Below are 18626 nucleotides of genomic sequence, written 5' to 3'. Positions count from 1 at the left end.
CGCAGTAACGGTTCAGCTATGCCGGGAAGCGGCGGTCGACCCATTTCCACGAGAACTCCAGGGCGGCCGCCGCCACCGCCGCGACGGCCACGGCGATCCACGGCATCGTCATCCCGACCAGCTTCAGCGCGAAGAAGTGCTGGAGCCACGGGACCACCAGCACGAGCAGGAACGCCGCGCCCATCGAGGCCACCAGCAGCAGCCGCCAGAAGGTGTACGGGCGGGCGATGATCGCCAGCACCCACATCGAGATCAGAAACAGCGTGAGGGTCGCCGCGCTGGTCTCGGCCTCCAACGAGCCCTCGCCGGTGTAGTGGTGACGGGCGATCAGGTAGGTCACGAAGGTCGCGACGCCCGCCACGAGCCCGCCCGGGACCGAGTAGCGCATCACGCGTCTGACGAAGTGCGGGCGGGCCCGTTCCGTGTTGGGGGCGAGGGCCAGGAAGAAGGCCGGGATGCCGATCGTGAGGGTGGAGAGCAGCGTCAGGTGCCGTGGCAGGAAGGGGTACTCGACCTGCCAGCAGACCACCAGCAGGGCCAGCAGCACGGAGTAGACCGTCTTCACCAGGAAGAGGGTCGCCACCCGGGTGATGTTGCCGATGACCCGTCGGCCCTCCGCCACCACCGACGGCAGCGTCGCGAAGCTGTTGTTCAGCAGCACGATCTGCGCGACCGCGCGGGTGGCCTCGGAGCCCGATCCCATCGCGACGCCGATGTCCGCGTCCTTGAGCGCGAGGACGTCGTTGACGCCGTCTCCGGTCATCGCGACCGTGTGCCCGCGTGACTGGAGCGCGCCGACCATGTCCCGCTTCTGCTGCGGGGTGACCCGGCCGAACACCGTGCCCCGGTCCAGCTCCTGCCCCATGCCGGCCTGGTCGGCGGGCAGCCGGCGGGCGTCCACCGTGCCGCCGTCGAGCCCGAGCTTGGCGGCCACCGCTCCCACCGACACCGCGTTGTCGCCGGAGATCACCTTGGCGTGGACGTTCTGTTCGGCGAAGTAGCGCAGCGTGTCGGCGGCGTCCGGCCGCAGCCGCTGTTCGAGGACGACGAGGGCGGCGGGCCGGGCCCCGTGCGCGGGCTCGGGGGCGTCGAGGTCGCGGGCGGCGCGGGCCAGCAGCAGCACCCGCAGGCCCTGCTCGTTGAGCCGCTCGGTCTCGGCGAGGGCGGGATCGGCGTCGGCCAGCAGCACGTCCGGGGCGCCCAGGAGCCAGGTGCTGCTCTCCCCGTTGCCCTCGCTGAAGCTGGCGCCGCTGTACTTGCGCGCGGAGGAAAAGGGCAGGGACTCGGTGCAGCGCCAGTCCTCGGCGTCCGGGTAGGCGTCGATGATCGCCTGGAGGGAGGCGTTCGGGCGCGGGTCGGACTCCCCGAGGGCGCCGAGGACCCGCCGTACGTAACTCTCGTCGCCGCCGTCGAGGGTGCGCAGCTCGCTGACGTCCATGCCGCCCTCGGTGAGGGTCCCGGTCTTGTCCAGGCAGACGGTGTCGACGCGGGCGAGGCCCTCGATGGCCGGGAGCTCCTGCACCAGGCACTGTTGCCGGCCGAGCCGGATGACGCCGATCGCGAAGGCGACCGAGGTGAGCAGGACGAGCCCCTCCGGGACCATCGGGACGATGCCGCCGACGGTACGGGCGACGGAGTCCGAGAGGTCGTTCTCCTTGACGACGAGCTGGGTGACGACCAGCCCGAGCGCGGCCGGGACCATCATCCACGTCACGTACTTGAGGATCGTGGAGATGCCGGAGCGCAGCTCGGAGTGGACGAGCGTGAAGCGGGAGGCCTCCTCGGCGAGCTGGGCGGCGTAGGCCTCGCGGCCGACCTTGGTGGCCTGGAAGGCGCCCCCGCCGGCCACCACGAAGCTGCCCGACAGCACCGCGTCGCCCGGTCGCTTCACGACGGGGTCCGCCTCGCCGGTGAGCAGCGACTCGTCGATCTCCAGCCCGTCGGCCTCGACGCACACCCCGTCCACGGCGACCTTGTCGCCGGGCCCGATCTCGATGAGGTCGTCCAGGACGAGGTCGGAGGTGGAGACCTCGGTCGCGATCCCGTCGCGGCGGACGGTGGGCCGGGCCTCGCCGACGACCGCGAGGGAGTCGAGGGTCTTCTTCGCCCGCCACTCCTGGAGGATGCCGATCCCGGTGTTGGCGAGGATCACGAACCCGAACAGGCTGTCCTGGATGGGCGCGACGGCGAGCATGATCACCCACAGCACGCCGATGATCGCGTTGAAGCGGGTGAAGACGTTCGCCCGGACGATCTCGCCGACCGAACGGCTGCTGCGGACGGGCACGTCGTTGACCTGACCGAGCGCGACGCGCTCCGCGACTTCGGCGGCGGTGAGACCGGTCGCCGTCGACAGGGCGGCGGGTGCGTCGATATGGGTCATGGAATCGACGGTACGTGCGGATTTGGGGGTTCACCCCCCGAAGATGCCGAAGATCCGACCTGGGGAGGACGGCGGTAGTACGCCGGTTGTACGGCTACTCGGCAGAACCCTGAGGGGCCGGCTGCTCGGCTGTCGTCGCCCCGCGCCTGATCGCCGCGTCCCGCTTGCGGACGTACCAGATGCCGATGAGCCCGAGCCCGGCGCCGGCCAGGCACGTCCACAGCCACCACAGATGGCCGTGGTCGTCGAACCAGCCGTAGAAGGGGAGCTGGACGAGGAAGAGGACGAACCAGAGGATCGTGCCGCCGGTGATGGTGGCGACCACGGGGCCCTCAAGGGGCTCCGGCGCCTCGTGCGTAGGGGTCCACTTCGCCATGGGCTCAGCTTACGAGAGGAAGACATCTACGCGCGGAGATAGCATCGTCGGCTTTATATGTTCATACTGAATCCGTTTTGCATCGCCCCCTGCCTTGCCCTCATCTTGTCCGTATCTTGCCCATATCCTGGCTACTTCTGATCGTAGGAACCTCTGATGATCGACCGCTACTTCAAGATCTCTGAGCGGGGCAGCACCCTGTCCCGGGAGATCCGTGGCGGTTTCGCCACCTTCTTCGCGATGGCGTACATCATCGTGCTCAACCCGATCATCCTCGGCAGCGCGAAGGACATGTACGGGCATCAGCTCGACAACGGTCAGCTGGTCACCGCCACCTGTGTGACGGCGGCCTTCACCACGCTCCTCATGGGCGTGATCGGCAACGTTCCCATCGCGCTGGCCGCCGGCCTCGGCGTGAACTCGGTGGTCGCGCTCCAGCTCGCGCCCCGGATGTCCTGGCCGGACGCGATGGGCATGGTGGTCCTCGCGGGCTTCGTCGTCATGCTGCTGGTCGCCACCGGTCTGCGCGAGCGCGTCATGAACGCGGTCCCCTTCGGGCTGCGCAAGGCGATCAGCATCGGTATCGGCCTGTTCATCATGCTGATCGGGCTCGTCGACTCCGGCTTCGTCAGCCGCATCCCGGACGCCGCCCAGACCACCGTCCCGCTCCAGCTCGGCGGTGACGGCCATCTGAACGGCTGGCCGGTTCTCGTCTTCATCCTGGGCGCGCTGCTCACGCTGGCCCTGATCACCCGCAAGGTGCCCGGCGCGATCCTGATCTCGATCGTCGCGATGACCCTCCTCGCGCTGATCATCGACGCCGTCGCGACGATCCCGTCCTGGGGCCTCACCACGCCCGAATGGCCCGGCAACCCCGTCGCAAGCCCCGACTTCGGGCTGATCGGCGAGGTCAGTCTGTTCGGCGGCTTCGACAAGGTCGGCGTCCTGACGGGCATCCTCTTCGTCTTCACGGTCCTGCTGTCGTGCTTCTTCGACGCGATGGGCACGATCATGGGCGTCAGCGACGAGGCCAAGCTGACCAACGCCCAGGGCGAGATGCCCGGCATCAACAAGGTCCTCTTCGTGGACGGCCTCGCGGTCGCCGCGGGCGGCGCCAGCTCCTCCTCCGCCACCACCGCCTTCGTGGAGTCCACGGCCGGCGTCGGCGAGGGCGCGCGCACCGGCTTCGCGAACCTCGTCACCGGCGGCCTCTTCACGGTCGCGCTGTTCCTCACGCCGGTCGCCACGATGGTTCCGTCCCAGGCCGCGACGCCCGCCCTGCTCGCGGTCGGCTATCTGATCCTGGCCGGCTCGATCAAGGAGATCGACTGGGCCGACCACACCATCGCCGTCCCGGCCTTCATCACCATGGTGATGATGCCGTTCACCTACTCGATCACCAACGGCATCGGCATGGGCTTCATCGCCTTCGTCCTGCTCCGGCTGGCGGCCGGGCGCGGCAAGGACGTGCCGGTCCCGATGTACGTGGTCTCGGCCGTGTTCGTCTTCTACTACCTGATGCCGGCCCTCGACCTCGTGTGAGCCCCGACGGCGGACGGCGGTCCTACGTGAGCCCGTAGAACTTCTCCGTCTCCTCGACGGCGGTCTGGAACCGCTCGTCGAAGTCGTCGCGAATGAGCGTCTGGACTACGTAGTCCTGGACGCTCATTCCCCTTTTGGCGGCATGCTGCCGGAGCCGTTCGAGCAGCTCCCCGTCTATCCGCAGGCTGAGCACACTGGTCCCCATGAGACGAGGGTCGCGGGCGCGTACCGCATTTCGGTCACTTTCCGCTGCCGACTCACTCGTTCGAGTGATGAAGGGGTTTCCGTGGCCGGTGTCACGGGAATCCCGGCGCGCCCCAGCTTGTTTAGCCAGGGTAATGAGTTACCCTAAAGAGATGTCTGACCTCACCCATGGCGACGACGCTGCCGCCGTGAACTCCCTGCGCTCCGCCGTGATGCGACTGTCCCGCCGGCTCAAGCACCAGCGGGTCGACGAGTCGCTGAGCCCCACCGAGATGTCGGTGCTCGGCACCCTCTCCCTCTACGGCAGTGCCACCCCGGGCGAACTCGCCCGCAAGGAGCATGTCCAGCCGCCCTCGATGACCCGCATCGTGGCGCTTCTGGAGGCCAAGGGACTGGTCCGGCTCGAGCCGCATCCCGACGACCGGCGTCAGAAGGTCGTCACGAAGACCGAGCAGGCCGAGGCCATGCTCGAGGAGAGCCGCGCCAAGCGGAACGCCTTCCTCGCCACCCTGGTCGACGGTCTCGACGAGGACGAGTGGGCGAAGCTGCGCGAGGCCGCCCCGGTCCTGGAGAAGCTCGCGCACCTGTGACTTGCGCATCGGTGACTCGCGTACCTGTCGGCAGCATTCGAGGAGGCGAACCCTTTTGAGTACGGGATCCGGAGCAGACTCCGCCCCCGCTCGCACGTCGTCGATGTTCAGCTCCCTGAGGATCAGGAACTACCGCCTGTTCTTCATGGGCCAGGTCGTCTCGAACATCGGCACCTGGATGCAGCGCATCGCCCAGGACTGGCTGGTCCTCAGCCTCACCGGCTCCGCGACGGCCGTCGGCTTCACGACGGCCCTGCAGTTCCTGCCGATGCTTCTCTTCGGCCTCTACGGCGGCGTTCTCGTCGACCGCCTGCCCAAGCGCCGCGCGCTGCTGTTCACCCAGTCCGCGCTGGCCCTCACCGGCATCGCGCTGGCCCTGCTCACCCTCTCCGGACACGTCGAGGTCTGGCACGTCTACGTGGCCGCCTTCGCCGTCGGACTCGCGACCGTCGTCGACAACCCGGCCCGCCAGTCCTTCGTCTCCGAGATGGTCGGCCCCGACCAGCTGCAGAACGCGGTCAGTCTCAACTCCGCGAACTTCCAGTCCGCCCGCCTCGTCGGCCCCGCCGTCGCCGGTCTGCTGATCACCGGCGTGGGCACCGGCTGGGCGTTCCTCGCCAACGGCCTGTCCTTCGTCGCGCCCATCACCGGCCTGCTGCTGATGCGGGCGCGCGAACTGCACGCCGTCGAGCGCGCACCGCGCGCCAAGGGCCAGCTGCGCGAGGGCCTGCACTACGTGGCCGGCCGCCCCGACCTCATCTGGACCATCACCCTGGTCGGGTTCATCGGCACCTTCGGCTTCAACTTCCCCGTCTACCTCTCCGCCTTCGCCGACGACGTCTTCCACGCGGGCGCCGGCGCCTACAGCCTCTTCAACACCCTGATGGCGGTCGGCTCCCTGGCCGGCGCCCTCCTCGCCGCCCGGCGCGGCACGGCCAGGATGCGGGTGATGATCGCGGCGGCGGTCGCCTTCGGCGTGATGGAGACGGTCGCCGCCGGCGCCCCCTCCCTCTGGCTGTTCGCCCTGCTCATGGCCCCGATCGGAATGTTCGGCATGACGGTCAACGTCACCGCGAACACCAGCATCCAGATGGGCACCGACCCGGCCATGCGGGGCCGTGTCATGGCCCTCTACATGATGGTCTTCCTGGGCGGCTCACCCGTCGGAGCGCCGATAGCGGGCTGGATCACGGACGCGTACGGCGTACGGGCCGGCCTGGCGGTCGGCGGCGCGATCGCAGCGACCGCGGCCCTCACCGTCGGCGTGGTCCTGGCCCGAGTGGGCAACCTACGCCTCTCGGTCGGCTGGGCCGCGGGTCACCCGACGGTACGACTGGTACCGAGGAAGAACCGGGAGCTCAGCTCGGTGGCGTGACAGCCGCCTCCAGCGGTTCGGCGGCTGGCCCCCGGTGGTGCGGCACCGGCCGGTGTCCGGTGCCACCGAAGGCCGAGCGCGCACGCCGGGCGGGCTCAGGCAAGCCACTGGGCGCGTTGCGCTCAGTACGATGAGCCGGTGATCCCGCACAGAGCCGGCAGCACGCGGCGGTTGCTCGTCATCGCCGGGACGGTCGTTGCCCTGGCCGCTGTGACCCTGGGGCGGTATGCGGCCCAAACGGTGCGCCCCGACTGCGTCGTCGGCGTCTCCCGACTCACCGACGGCAGCGGACGCACTCTCCCCGACTCCGACGCCCGGGTGTGGTCGGACACGGAACTCGCCGATCGCGCCTACCGGCTAGCCGTCGACTCAGGCCGCTGTGATCCGCCCCGCGCCCGCTGGAGGCAGTGGCTCGGCTGACTGCCCTGCCGCGCCGTGCCGTTTCCGGCGGGACATCGGCCCTGCGCGGGGCCCCGCGAGCGTGCCCGCGGGGCCGGTGAGGCTACACGCGTCTGGCCAACAGCTGCCCCGGCCAGTCTTTGTCGCCGACGGTGAAGGCCTGCGTCGCTGTGAAGCCGTTGCGTTCGTAGTAGGCGACGAGGGCTCTGTCGTCGCCGGCGTAGCAGTCCACCCGCAGGAGGGCGACGCCGGCCCGGCGGGTGGTCTCGGCGGCGTGGGCGAGGAGTGCGCTGCCCACGCCGTGGCCCTTGAAGCGGCGGTCGGAGGCCAGCCAGTGGATGTAGCGCTCGGGCTCGCCGGGCGGCGGGAGGTGGGCGAGGTAGGCGCCGGGTGCGTCGGTGAGGGTGACGGTGGCGGCCGGCACCCCGTCGGCCTCGGCGATGAACACCTCGCCGTCGTCCATGTACCGGACGATCGACTCCAGCACGCTCTGACTCTCCGACAGGGGCTTCGTCCCCCACTGACCGGTGCGCCCCTGTGAGACCAGCCACTCCACACTGCTGTCGAGCATGCCGAGTATCACGGGGACGTCGTCGGGGCCGCCTTCTCTGATGGTGATCTCCATGACGTCCATGATGCCCGGCGCATGCTCCCGGCAGCCGGGACAATCGGCGTATGAGACTCTTCGCCGCAGTGCTGCCCCCGGAGGACGTCGCCGACGAACTCGCCGCCGAGGTCGCCCGGTTGCGCGCGCTGCCCGGTGCGGAGGGCCTGCGCTGGACGGGCCGCCCCGGCTGGCACTTCACCCTCGCCTTCTACGGCGAGGTCGACGACGATCTCGTCCCGGACCTGTCGGCACGGCTGGAGCGGGCCGCGCACCGCAGCGCGCCCTTTGCGCTGGCGGTGCGCGGCGGCGGACAGTTCGGGCGCGGGCGGGCCCTGTGGGCGGGCGCGGCCGAGGACGTGCCGGCGCTGCGACTGCTGGCCGGGCGGGCGGAGGCCGCGGCCCGCAAGGCGGGCGTGGAGATGGACGAACACCGCCGCTACAAGGCCCACCTGACGCTGGCCCGCAGCCGGGACGCGCTGGACGTCCGGCCGTACGTCGAGGAACTGGACGCCTTCGTGGGCCGCACCTGGACGGTCGGGGAGCTGGTGCTGGTGCGCAGCAACCTGCCGAAGTCCGGCGTTCCCGGGGAGCAGCCCCGTTACGAGCCGGTCGGGCGCTGGGCGCTCGGCGGGGCCGGTTAGGCTCGACGCGTGGACCCGAAGACCCGGAACCGGATCATGGCCGGTGCGCTCGTGCTGATGTTCGTCGTGGTGGCGGTGGCGGCGGCCGTCGGAAAGTAGCCGACGCGACCGACGTGACCGACGTGATCGAAACGACGGCCGCCGCCATGCCCTGCCCAGGGGCCGCTGTCAGCGGCCTTACCAGGCGAAGGCCTCCGGGGACGGGCCCGGGCCCGGGAAGATCTCGTCGAGACCCGTCAGCAGTTCCTCGCTCAGCTCCAGCTCGACCGCGCGCAGTGCCGAGTCGAGCTGCTCGGCGGTGCGCGGACCGACGATCGGGCCGGTCACGCCGGGACGGGTGAGCAGCCAGGCCAGCGCGGCCTCGCCGGGCTCGAGCCCGTGCTTGTCGAGGAGGTCCTCGTACGCCTGGACCTGGGCGCGTGAGGTCGGGTCGGCGAGGGTGTCGGCGGCCCGTCCGGAGGCGCGGCGACCGCCCTCGATCTCCTTCTTGATGACCCCGCCCAGCAGACCGCCGTGCAGCGGCGACCACGGGATGACCCCGAGCCCGTACTCCTGCGCGGCCGGGATGACCTCCATCTCGGCGCGCCGCTCGGCCAGGTTGTACAGGCACTGCTCGCTGACCAGCCCGATGGTGCCGCCGCGCCGGGCGGCGAGCTCGTTGGCCTGGGCGATCTTGTAACCGGGGAAGTTGGACGACCCGGCGTAGAGGATCTTGCCCTGCTGCACCAGCACGTCGATCGCCTGCCAGATCTCCTCGAAGGGAGTGCTGCGGTCGATGTGGTGGAACTGGTAGAGATCGATGTAGTCGGTCTGCAGCCGCTTCAGCGACGCGTCGACGGCCCGCCGGATGTTCAGGGCGGACAGCTTGTCGTGGTTCGGCCAGGCATCGCCGTCGGCGGCCATGTTGCCGTACACCTTGGTGGCGAGGACTACCTGGTCGCGGCGCTCGCCGCCCTTCGCGAACCAGTTGCCGATGATCTCCTCGGTACGGCCCTTGTTCTCACCCCAGCCGTACACGTTCGCGGTGTCGAAGAAGTTGATGCCCGCGCCGAGCGCCGCGTCCATGATCTCGTGGCTGTCGGCTTCGTCCGTCTGCGGGCCGAAGTTCATGGTGCCGAGGACGAGGCGGCTGACCTTGAGTCCGGTGCGTCCGAGCTGCGTGTACTTCATGGAACTCAACCCAACGGCTTCGAGTGCGCTCGATGCAAGGGGAATCGGTCAGTCGCGGGGGAAGTCGTCGGTCTTGAGGGTGAGGCCGACCGCCGTGCCGGTGAGGTCGACGTCGTCGCCGAAGTCGATCTTCGTCTCGGTGATGTACTCACCGTTCTTGGGCTGGGTGTAGAGGTGGCAGCGGCGCTGGTAGGGGTCGGCGATCAGGTAGACGGGGACTTCGGCGGTGGCGTAGGCCGCCTTCTTCGGGCCGTAGTCGTTGGCGGCGGTGCCCTTGGAGATGACCTCGGCGACGAACTCGACGTCCTCGTGGCTCCAGCGGCCTTCCTCCGACTTGGCGGCGCTCTCGGCCATCACCGTCACATCGCTCGCGAATCCGTTGAGGTGCCCCGGGTAGTCGATGCGCACGTCGGACTTCACGCGCTTGCGGGGGTACTTGGTCCGCAGCTGTTCGACGATGTCCAGGATGATCTCCCAGTGGGTGTCGCGCTGCGGTGACATGTAGACGAACCCCTCGACGATCTCGACCTTGTATCCCTCGGGGACGGGCATCGTCTCGAGCCGCTCGAACATCTCGTCGAGCGTGTTCGTGTTGTCGCTCTCGGCCATCGCGATCCTGTCTTCAAGGACGGTCATCGTGGCGATCCTCCCCGGCCGCCCTCGCTCAGGTGCGGCCGCGCAGTACAACGATACGCACGGTGACAAGGTCACGGACGGCGTCACGCCGAGCGCTCGTACGCCCCGCCCAGCTCCCAGCCCTGGTACATCGCCTCCGCGAAGGCCTCCGCGATCTTGTGCTCGCCGCTCGCGTTGGGGTGGGTGCCGTCGTAGGTGTCGAGGTGCGTCTCGTATCCGGGCGGGGGTGACGCCAGCAGGAGCGGGGAGCGGGGCTCGTCCAGGTCGGTGAGGGCCTTGGCGAGGAGTTCGTTGAAGGCGGCGACCTCGGCGGCGAAGTCGGGCTCCGTCTGCGCGCGGACGTTCGGGATCACCGGCAGTGCGACGATCCCCACCCGGGGGTTGGCCGCCCGTGCCTCGGCCACGAACGTCCGTACGTTGGCGGCGGTTTGCCCCGCGTTCGTGTAGAAGCCCAGGTCGATGAGGCCGAGGGCGACCAGCAGCACATCGGCCCGGTGCGCGCGGACCGCCCCGCCGATCAGCGGGGCCATGTGCAGCCAGCCCTCGCCCCAGCCGGCCAGGTGGGCGCGGGGGAAGTCCGGATCGGCGTACTCGTAGGAGGTGGGCGCGTCCGTCGCCTTGTCGTACAGCGTCTCGCGCGGTCCGACGACCGCGAACGGGCCGCCGTACGTCGTGCGCAGGTGCTGCCACATCCGATAACGCCATGTGTGTTCGCCGGCGCTTCCGATCGTCTGGGAATCACCGACGGGCATGAACCTGAGCATCCGCTCATCATCGGGGATCAGCGGGAGGCAGGGGACGGGCCGGGGTGTGAGACGGGCCACGCGCCGTGAAACCTCGGCCGGGATGGCAGGCTTGGGGCATGCGTCGCTTGCCTGCGTTCCTCGCCGCGGTCCTCCTCACGGGGGTGTTCGCCGCGCCCGCGACCGCCGCCGACGGCGACAAGGGTTTCACCGTCACCGACCCCCGGATCACCGAGTCCAGCGGCCTGGCGGCGTCCCGTCAGCACCCGGGCGTCTACTGGACGCACAACGACCAGGACACCTGCGCCTGCCTCTACGCCGTGGACAGCGGCACCGGCAAGACCGTCGCCACGATCACCCTGACCGGCGTGGGCACCCCGCGTGACGTCGAGGCCATCGCCATGGGTCCCGACAACCAGCTCTGGGTCGGCGACATCGGCGACAACGACGGGGTGACCTGGCCCTACGTCTGGATCTATCAGCTCCCCGAGCCCAAGGAGCTCAAGGACCAGAGCATCCGGGCCAAGCAGTACGTCGTGAAGTACACGGACGGCTCCCGCGACGCCGAGTCCCTGATCGTCCACCCCAAGACCGGCCGCGTGTACATCATCGACAAGCACGAGGACGGGGGGCATCTGTACGAGGGGCCAGCGAAGCTCTCCACGTCCGGCGCGAACGTCTTCAAGCCCACCGTCCCCGTCGACCTGTGGGCCACCGACGCCGCCTTCTCCCCGGACGGCACGCAGCTCGCCGTCCGCGGCTACTTCGGCGGCGTCTACTACGACTGGAACGGCGGGAAGATCAAGCGCGAGGGGCGGCTCGACGTGCCGCTGCAGCGGCAGGGGGAGTCCGTCAGCTACTCCGCCGACGGCACCAAGCTCATGTACGGGACCGAGGGGTCCGGGAGCGAGGTGGAGGCGGAGGACGCTCCCGACGGCGCGACCGCCTCCGGTTCCGAGTCCCCGTCGGGGGGCGGCGGTTCGAGCGCCGCGGGCGACGGCGGCGGCGACGGCTCCTCGGCCTCCGGCAGCGTCAAGTTCGGCGCGCTGGCCGTCGCCGTGGTCTGCGCCGCCTTCTTCGGCCTGCGCCGGCTGCGGCGCCGCGACTGAGCGCGCTGTGCGCATTGCGCGCACTGACTGCGCGCACTGAGGGTCGCGCTCACGACTCCCGCTGGGCGACGAGGAGTTCCAGCCCGTCCAGGATCTGTTGCAGGCCGAACCCGAAGTGGTCGAAAGTGACGCTCCAGGTGTCCTCGGCCAGGGAGGCGAGGACCGGGTAGCGGCCGGTGGCCATGACCCGTTCCAGGAACGGGGCCTGGGCCGAGTAGAAGTCGGCGGTCGTCATGCCCGACGTGCGCTCGGCAGCCTCCTGGTAGACCTGTGTGCGCGCGGCCCCGACGACGTAGGCGTCGACCATGATGACCGTCGAGACGAGTTCGGGGTCGGTCAGGCCCATCGGCCGGATGAGGGTGAGCACCTTCTCCATGCCGTCCAGCGCGCTCGGGCCCAGCAGCGGGCGCGTCTGGTTGACCTCCAGCAGCCAGGGGCGGCGGCGGTAGAGGGCGAGGGTGGCGTGGGCCATGGCCTCCAGGGCGGAGCGCCAGGTGCCGTCGCCGAGGTCGGCCGGGTTCTCGGAGGGGCGCTGGACGCGGTCCAGCATCAGGTCGAGCAGCTCGGCCTTGCCGGGAACGTAGCGGTAGAGGGACATCGCGCCCGTCCCCAGTTCCGTGGCGATGCGGCGCATCGAGACCCCGGGGAGTCCGTCCCGGTCCGCGATCTCCACGGCTCGCTCCACGATCTGGTCCAGCGTCAGGCTCGGCTTGGGTCCGCGGCTCGGGCGCTTGCCGGTGTCCCACAGCAGCTCGAGGGTGCGGTTGATGTCGCCGCTGCCGCTGGTCTCCGTACTGCTCGTCATGGGCGCAGCTTAGTTTGCCGTCGAAAAACCGAGTACGGTGTACGCGTAATCGGGTACGGTGTACCCAGTTAACCGGAGGGCTCGGGGAAGACCGAGGGAAGAGAGAAGAGGGGGACCCGATGAGCGACGGACACGCCGTGCTCGCCGAGGGGCTGGAGAAGCGCTACGGCGACAAACGCGCCCTCGACGGCTTCGACCTGGCCGTCCGGGAGGGCACCGTGCACGGACTGCTCGGGCCGAACGGGGCCGGCAAGACCACCGCCGTGCGCATCCTGGCCACGCTCGTCCGGCTGGACGGCGGCCGGGCGACGGTGGCCGGGCTGGACGTGGGCCGGCAGCCGCGCGAGGTGCGGGCGCGGATCGGCCTCACCGGGCAGTACGCGGCCGTGGACGGGTCAGGACGGCCTGAAGGTCATCCTCGACCGCCACCGCCCGGACGCCGGCGGCCAGTCAGCGCTCTGGTACACGGCCGCGGTTCCCGAGTCGACGTGGATCGCCAACCTCAAGTCCCTCGCGACCCGCTATCTGGGCCAGGACACGGTCGTCGGCATCGACCTGCACAACGAGCCCCACGATCCCGCCTGTTGGGGCTGCGGCGACACGGCGACGGACTGGCGACTGGCCGCACAACGCGCCGGCAACGCCGTTCTGTCGGTCAACCCCGACCTGTTGATCTTCGTGGAGGGCGTGCAGACCTTCAACGGCGTGTCGGGCTGGTGGGGCGGCAACCTGATGGGCGTCGCGCAGTACCCGGTGCAGCTGAACGTGGCGAACCGGGTGGTCTACTCGGCCCACGACTACGCGACGAGCGTCGCTCAGCAGAGCTGGTTCAGCGATCCCACGTTCCCCGCGAACATGCCGGGGATCTGGGACAAGTACTGGGGCTACATCTTCAAGCAGAACATCGCGCCCGTGTGGGTGGGCGAGTTCGGCACGACGCTCGCCGCGACGGTGGACCAGAAGTGGCTGGCGGCGCTGGTGAGTTACCTCCGGCCGACCTCGACGTACGGCGCCGACTCCGTCCACTGGACCTTCTGGTCCTGGAACCCCAACTCCGGTGACACGGGCGGCATTCTGAAGGACGACTGGACGACCGTCGACACGGTGAAGGACGGCTACCTGGCCAGTGTGAAGGCTCCGGGCTTCCCGAGCACGGGCGGCGGCGGTGGCGGGGGCGGCGGCGGGGGGACCACGGCGTCCTGCGCCGCCGCCTACGTCGTCAGCAGCGACTGGGGCGGCGGCTTCAACGCCGACGTGAAGGTCACCAACACCGGGACGACGGCCCTCTCGTCCTGGAAGGTCACCTGGACCTGGGCCGGCTCACAACAGGTGACGAGCATGTGGAACGCCTCGTACACCCAGAGCGGCGCGACGGTGACGGCGGTGAACGCCTCCCACAACGGGGCGGTACCGGTGGGCGCTTCGACGAGCTTCGGCTTCGGGGGCGCGCCGGGCGGCGGGGGCGCGCCGAGCGTGAGCTGCACGGCGGCGTGAGCGGTGTGCACGACGAGGGCGCCCGGCGCGGGTGTCGCGCCGGGCGCCCTTCGGAGCCGTACAAAGGAGCCGTACGAAAGAACCGTACGAAAGAACTGCTAGAGCTTTTCGATCACGTAGTCGATGCACTCCGTCAGCGCCTCGACGTCCGCCGGGTCGATCGCCGGGAACATCGCCACGCGGAGCTGGTTGCGGCCGAGCTTGCGGTAGGGCTCGGTGTCGACGATGCCGTTGGCGCGCAGGACCTTGGCGATCGCGGCGGCGTCGATCTCGTCCGCGAAGTCGATCGTGCCGATGACCTGGGAGCGCTTGGCCGGGTCCGTGACGAACGGGGTCGCGTGCTTCGACTCCTCCGCCCACGTGTACAGGCGCGTCGAGGAGTCCTTCGTGCGGGCCGACGACCACGCCAGGCCGCCCTGGCCGTTGATCCACTCCAGCTGCTCGTTGAGGAGGAACAGAGTGCTCAGGGCCGGGGTGTTGTACGTCTGGTTCTTGCGGGAGTTGTCGATCGCCGTGGGGAGGCTGAAGAACTCCGGAATGTGGCGGCCGGACGCGTGGACGCGTTCCGCGCGCTCGATCGCCGCCGGGGAGAACACGCCGATCCACAGGCCGCCGTCGGAGGCGAAGGACTTCTGCGGGGCGAAGTAGTAGACGTCCGTCTCGGCGATGTCGACCGGGAGGCCGCCCGCGCCGGAGGTGGCGTCCACCAGGACCAGGGAGCCGGCGTCTGCGCCCGCGACCCGCTTCAGCGGGGCGGCGACACCCGTCGAGGTCTCGTTGTGGGTGAACGCGTAGACGTCGACGCCTGCCTCGGCCGCCGCCTCGGGGTGCGTGCCCGGGTCGGAGGAGATCACGGTCGGCTCGGCCAGCCAGGGCGCGAGCTTGGCCGCCTTCGCGAACTTCGAGCTGAACTCACCGAACGTGAGGTGCTGCGACTTGTTCTCGATCAGGCCGTGCGTCGCGACGTCCCAGAAGGCCGTCGACCCGCCGTTGCCGAGGACGACCTCGTAGCCCTCGGGGAGGGAGAACAGCTCGGAGACGCCCTCGCGCACCTTGCCGACCAGGTTCTTGACCGGGGCCTGGCGGTGGGAGGTGCCGAGGAGGGACGTGCCGGTGGCGGCCAGGGCGTCCAGCGCCTCCACCCGCACCTTGGAGGGGCCCGCGCCGAAACGACCGTCGGCGGGCTTGATGTCAGCAGGAATCTGGATCTCAGCCACGAGGGGAGGGTATCCGGTGGGGGAAACCTGGCCGCAACATCGTCCGTCGGGTGAGACGAGGTTTTTGGTTTGCTGGGACGTATGACGCATCTGGCGGACACCGAGGGCAATGCGGGCGACGAGGGTGACGAGGGCAATGCGGGCGACGAGGGTGACGAGGGCAATGCCGGCGACGACGGCTCTGACGGTCTTGAACGTGCGCTGCGGCTCGTCGTCCGGGGGGACGTCGGGTTCGGGGTGACCGACCGGGCGCTGGTGACCATGGACGCGTCCAACTACCGGCGGGTTCCCCTAGGGGTCGTCGCGCCTCGGGACGGCGACGACGTCGCGGCCGTCCTGGAGGTGTGTCGGGGGCGCGGGGTGCCGGTGGTGGCGCGCGGCGGGGGGACCTCGATCGCGGGGCAGGCGACCGGGACGGGGGTCGTGCTCGACTTCACCCGGTACATGAACCGGGTGGTCTCCCTCGATCCCGTCGCGCGGACCGCCGTCGTGCAGCCGGGGCTCGTGCTCGACCGGCTCCAGGAGGCCGCCGCCCCCTACGGGCTGCGTTTCGGGCCGGATCCGTCCACGCACAGCCGGTGCACGCTCGGCGGGATGATCGGCAACAACTCGTGCGGCTCCCACTCGGTGGCGTGGGGGACGACGGCGGACAGCGTGCGCGAGCTGGACGTCGTCACCGCGCGCGGGCGGCGGCTGCGGGTCGGGCAGGGGTGGGCCGGCGCGCCGGACGGGCTGCGGGAACTCGTGGAGGGCGAGCTGGCCCGGCTGCGGACCGGGTTTCCCGAGCTGCCCCGCCGTATCTCCGGGTATGCGCTGGACGCGCTGCTGCCGGAGAACGGCGCCGACGTCGCCCGCTCGTTCTGCGGCAGCGAAGGCACCCTGGGCGTGGTGACGGAGGCCGTCGTCAGGCTCGTCGAGGCTCCACGCGCGCGTGCGCTCGCCGTCCTCGGCTACCCGGACGAGGGCGCCGCCGCCGAGGCCGCGGCCGGGCTGCTGAGGTACGGGCCGCTGACGGTGGAGGGCATGGCGGCCGACCTGGTTCCGGCGAGGGATCGGGAGGGGTTGCCGCGGGGCGGGGCCTGGCTGTTCGTCGAGACGGGCGGCGAGTCGGCGGGCGAGGCACACGCGCGTGCGGAGACGATCGTCCGCGCGGCGGACGGGCTGGACGCGCGGATCGTGCGCGACCTTGCCGGGCAGCGGGCGCTGTGGCGGATCCGGGAGGACGCGAGCGGCACGGCGACCCGGATGCCGGACGGCTCCGAGGCCTGGCCCGGCTGGGAGGACTGCGCGGTGCCGCCGGCCCGGCTCGGCGCCTACCTGCGCGACTTCCGCGGGCTGCTCGCGCAGCACGGCCTGCGGGGCACCCCCTACGGGCATTTCGGGGACGGCTGCATCCATGTGCGGATCGACTTCGATCTGCTGACGGAGACCGGGGTCGCCCGCTTCCGGCGGTTCTCGGAGGAGCTGGCCGAGCTGGTGGTCGCCCATGGGGGCTCGCTGTCCGGGGAGCACGGCGACGGGCAGGCCAGGGCCGAACTGCTGCCCAGGATGTACGGGTCCGACATGGTCGCGCTGTTCGAGCGGGCGAAGGGGGTCTGGGACCCGGACGACCTGCTCAACCCGGGGATGCTGGTCCGTCCCGCGCCGCTGGACGGCAATCTCCGCTTCGCCGTCCTCCCGCGCGAGCCGGTCGACGTGGCCTTCGGGTACCCGTCCGACGGCGGCGACTTCTCGGCGGCGGTGCGCCGTTGCGTGGGCGTCGCCAAGTGCCGGACGACGACGCCCGTCGACGGGGCGGGGGCGGGGGTGATGTGTCCGTCGTTCCGCGCCACCGGGCGGGAGGAGCACTCCACGCGCGGGCGTGCCCGTCTGCTGCACGAGATGCTGGCCGGTGAGCTGGTGACCGACGGCTGGCGCTCCCCGGAGGTCCGGGACGCGCTCGACCTGTGCCTGTCCTGCAAGGGCTGCCGCTCCGACTGCCCCGTAGAGGTCGACATGGCCACCTACAAGGCGGAGTTCCTGCACCACCACTACGCGGGGCGTCGGCGCCCGGCCGCGCACTACAGCATGGGGTGGCTGCCGGTCTGGCTGCGCTGGGCGAGCCGGGTACGGGCGGCTCCGCTGCTCAACGCGCTCGCCTCCGTCGGCCTGCTCGCGGGTGCCGCCAGGCGGCTGGGCGGGATCGCGCCGGAGCGGGCGATCCCGCGACTGGCGACGGAGACGTTCAGCGCGTGGTGGCGGCGGCGAAAGCCCATGGGGGACGGGGGTGAGCTGGTCGTCCTGTGGCCCGACACCTTCACCGAGCACCTCTCGCCGTCCGTGGGCCGGGCCGCCGTCCGGGTGCTGGAGGCGGCGGGGCTGCGGGTGGCGCTGCCGCCGACCCTGCGGATGCGGGGACGGCCGGTGGGCGACGGCCGGTCGAGGAGCGCGGCCGCGCTGCCGACGGCCCGCCGGGGCCGGGTCTGCTGTGGGCTGACCTATGTCTCCACCGGCCAGCTCGACCACGCGCGCGTGGTGCTGCGCCGCACGCTCGACCTGATGGAACCGGTGCTGGAGACCGGCGCACCGGTCGTCGTCCTGGAGCCGAGCTGTGCGGCCGCCCTGCGCACCGATCTGCCCGAGCTGCTGCACGACGACCCGCGCGCGGCCCGTCTCGCCGCCCGCGTCCTCACCTTCGCGGAGACCCTGGAGCGGCACGCACCGGGCTGGACCCCGCCCCGCCTGGACCGCCCGACGGTCGGCCAGACCCACTGCCACCAGCATGCGGTCCTGGGCGACGAGGCCGAGAGGCGGCTCCGCGAGGCCGCGGGGCTCGGCGGTGCGCTGAGTGGGGGGTGCTGCGGCCTCGCCGGCAACTTCGGCTTCGAGAAAGGACACTTCGAGGTGTCCACGGCGTGCGCGGAGGAGCAGTTGCTGCCGGCCGTGCGGGACGCCCCGGAGGGGGCCGTGATCCTCGCGGACGGGTTCTCCTGCCGGACACAGCTGGAGCAGCTGGCGGGGGTGCGGGGCCGGCATCTCGCGGAGGTGCTGGCGGAGGGGTTGGATGAGGCGGCGGAAGGGACTCACGGGACGGGTGACGCGCGGGGCGGGTGACTCGGGGGACGGGTGGCGCGCGGGGTGGGTGACTGACGGGACGGGTGGCGCGCGGGGCGGGTGACTGACGGGATGGGTGGCGCGCGGGGCGGGTGACTGACGGGACGGGTGGCGCGCGGGGCGGGTGACTCGGGGGATGGGTGGCGCGCGGGGTGGGTGACTGACGGGACGGGGGACGCGTGTCGGCCATCTGCACGCGCGTGTGGCCGACACGGCGGCGGTCGACGCGCTCGGTCCCGGGG

16 protein-coding genes and 2 pseudogenes are annotated in these 18626 nt (G+C 70.9%); 9 read left to right on the top strand and 9 right to left on the bottom strand.

Annotated features, from left to right (window positions below):
- Positions 1–16: 16 nt before the first annotated feature.
- Positions 17–2383, bottom strand: a complete 2367-nt coding sequence (locus AB0J04_RS04335; protein ID WP_363166853.1) for an HAD-IC family P-type ATPase — start codon at positions 2381–2383, stop codon at positions 17–19.
- A gap of 94 nt (positions 2384–2477) precedes the next feature.
- Positions 2478–2759 (bottom strand): DUF2530 domain-containing protein, encoded by a 282-nt coding sequence (locus AB0J04_RS04330; protein WP_363166852.1) that lies wholly within the window; start codon positions 2757–2759, stop codon positions 2478–2480.
- Between the two features lie 156 nt (positions 2760–2915).
- Here AB0J04_RS04330 and AB0J04_RS04325 point away from each other — a divergent pair, with 156 nt between their 5' ends.
- Positions 2916–4301: an NCS2 family permease gene (locus tag AB0J04_RS04325; protein WP_363166851.1), complete on the top strand. Its 1386-nt coding sequence runs from the start codon at positions 2916–2918 to the stop codon at positions 4299–4301.
- Between the two features lie 22 nt (positions 4302–4323).
- On the opposite strand, the gene AB0J04_RS04320 is transcribed toward AB0J04_RS04325, so the two are convergent.
- Positions 4324–4506 carry a ribbon-helix-helix protein, CopG family gene (locus tag AB0J04_RS04320; protein ID WP_057600791.1) on the bottom strand — a complete coding sequence of 61 codons (183 nt, stop codon included), beginning with the start codon at positions 4504–4506 and terminating at the stop codon, positions 4324–4326.
- Between the two features lie 151 nt (positions 4507–4657).
- On the opposite strand from AB0J04_RS04320, the gene AB0J04_RS04315 reads away from it, so the two are divergent.
- The 3 genes from AB0J04_RS04315 to AB0J04_RS04305 all read left to right on the top strand — a co-directional run bounded on the left by AB0J04_RS04315 (position 4658) and on the right by AB0J04_RS04305 (position 6890).
- Entirely contained in the window at positions 4658–5095 is a 438-nt protein-coding gene (locus AB0J04_RS04315) for a MarR family transcriptional regulator (protein WP_363166850.1), read from the top strand.
- A 103-nt stretch (positions 5096–5198) separates the two neighbouring features.
- Positions 5199–6470 carry an MFS transporter gene (locus AB0J04_RS04310; RefSeq protein ID WP_363166849.1) on the top strand — a complete coding sequence of 424 codons (1272 nt, stop codon included), beginning with the start codon at positions 5199–5201 and terminating at the stop codon, positions 6468–6470.
- Positions 6471–6608: 138 nt separating this feature from the next.
- A complete protein-coding gene (locus AB0J04_RS04305; protein ID WP_363166848.1) occupies positions 6609–6890 on the top strand; it encodes a hypothetical protein in 282 nt (93 codons plus the stop codon).
- An 82-nt stretch (positions 6891–6972) separates the two neighbouring features.
- On the opposite strand, the gene AB0J04_RS04300 is transcribed toward AB0J04_RS04305, so the two are convergent.
- The gene (locus tag AB0J04_RS04300; RefSeq protein ID WP_363166847.1) at positions 6973–7494 is read right to left on the bottom strand and encodes a GNAT family N-acetyltransferase; all 522 of its coding nucleotides are present in this window, start codon (positions 7492–7494) and stop codon (positions 6973–6975) included.
- Positions 7495–7544: 50 nt separating this feature from the next.
- On the opposite strand from AB0J04_RS04300, the gene thpR reads away from it, so the two are divergent.
- Positions 7545–8117 (top strand): RNA 2',3'-cyclic phosphodiesterase, encoded by a 573-nt coding sequence (thpR, locus tag AB0J04_RS04295; protein WP_363166846.1) that lies wholly within the window; start codon positions 7545–7547, stop codon positions 8115–8117.
- A gap of 177 nt (positions 8118–8294) precedes the next feature.
- On the opposite strand, the gene AB0J04_RS04290 is transcribed toward thpR, so the two are convergent.
- From AB0J04_RS04290 to AB0J04_RS04280, 3 genes are all read right to left on the bottom strand, one after another.
- A complete protein-coding gene (locus tag AB0J04_RS04290) occupies positions 8295–9287 on the bottom strand; it encodes an aldo/keto reductase (RefSeq protein WP_363166845.1) in 993 nt (330 codons plus the stop codon).
- A 48-nt stretch (positions 9288–9335) separates the two neighbouring features.
- On the bottom strand, positions 9336–9923 hold the full coding sequence (locus tag AB0J04_RS04285) for a Uma2 family endonuclease (protein WP_363166844.1): 588 nt from the start codon (positions 9921–9923) through the stop codon (positions 9336–9338).
- Positions 9924–10006: 83 nt separating this feature from the next.
- On the bottom strand, positions 10007–10687 hold the full coding sequence (locus tag AB0J04_RS04280) for an SGNH/GDSL hydrolase family protein (RefSeq protein ID WP_363166843.1): 681 nt from the start codon (positions 10685–10687) through the stop codon (positions 10007–10009).
- Positions 10688–10785: 98 nt separating this feature from the next.
- Here AB0J04_RS04280 and AB0J04_RS04275 point away from each other — a divergent pair, with 98 nt between their 5' ends.
- Positions 10786–11775 carry a WD40 repeat domain-containing protein gene (locus tag AB0J04_RS04275; RefSeq protein ID WP_363166842.1) on the top strand — a complete coding sequence of 330 codons (990 nt, stop codon included), beginning with the start codon at positions 10786–10788 and terminating at the stop codon, positions 11773–11775.
- A 49-nt stretch (positions 11776–11824) separates the two neighbouring features.
- Here the strand turns inward: AB0J04_RS04275 and AB0J04_RS04270 are convergent, their stop codons facing one another.
- Positions 11825–12580 (bottom strand): TetR/AcrR family transcriptional regulator, encoded by a 756-nt coding sequence (locus AB0J04_RS04270; protein ID WP_363166841.1) that lies wholly within the window; start codon positions 12578–12580, stop codon positions 11825–11827.
- Between the two features lie 119 nt (positions 12581–12699).
- Here AB0J04_RS04270 and AB0J04_RS04265 point away from each other — a divergent pair.
- Both AB0J04_RS04265 and AB0J04_RS04260 read left to right on the top strand, forming a co-directional pair.
- Positions 12700–12972 (top strand): annotated as a pseudogene (locus AB0J04_RS04265) (ATP-binding cassette domain-containing protein); the annotation flags it as partial.
- 1 nt (position 12973) lies between these two features.
- Positions 12974–14074 (top strand): annotated as a pseudogene (locus tag AB0J04_RS04260) (cellulase family glycosylhydrolase); the annotation flags it as partial.
- A gap of 98 nt (positions 14075–14172) precedes the next feature.
- Here AB0J04_RS04260 and serC read toward each other — a convergent pair.
- A complete protein-coding gene (serC, locus tag AB0J04_RS04255; protein WP_363166840.1) occupies positions 14173–15291 on the bottom strand; it encodes a phosphoserine transaminase in 1119 nt (372 codons plus the stop codon).
- 81 nt (positions 15292–15372) lie between these two features.
- Here serC and AB0J04_RS04250 point away from each other — a divergent pair, with 81 nt between their 5' ends.
- A complete protein-coding gene (locus tag AB0J04_RS04250; RefSeq protein WP_363166839.1) occupies positions 15373–18384 on the top strand; it encodes an FAD-binding and (Fe-S)-binding domain-containing protein in 3012 nt (1003 codons plus the stop codon).
- Positions 18385–18626: the final 242 nt, after the last annotated feature.

The sequence above is a fragment of the Streptomyces sp. NPDC050263 genome (genome assembly GCF_040655955.1).
In the GTDB taxonomy this organism is placed as follows: domain Bacteria; phylum Actinomycetota; class Actinomycetes; order Streptomycetales; family Streptomycetaceae; genus Streptomyces.
This window is presented reverse-complemented; position numbering and strand designations above follow the sequence as displayed.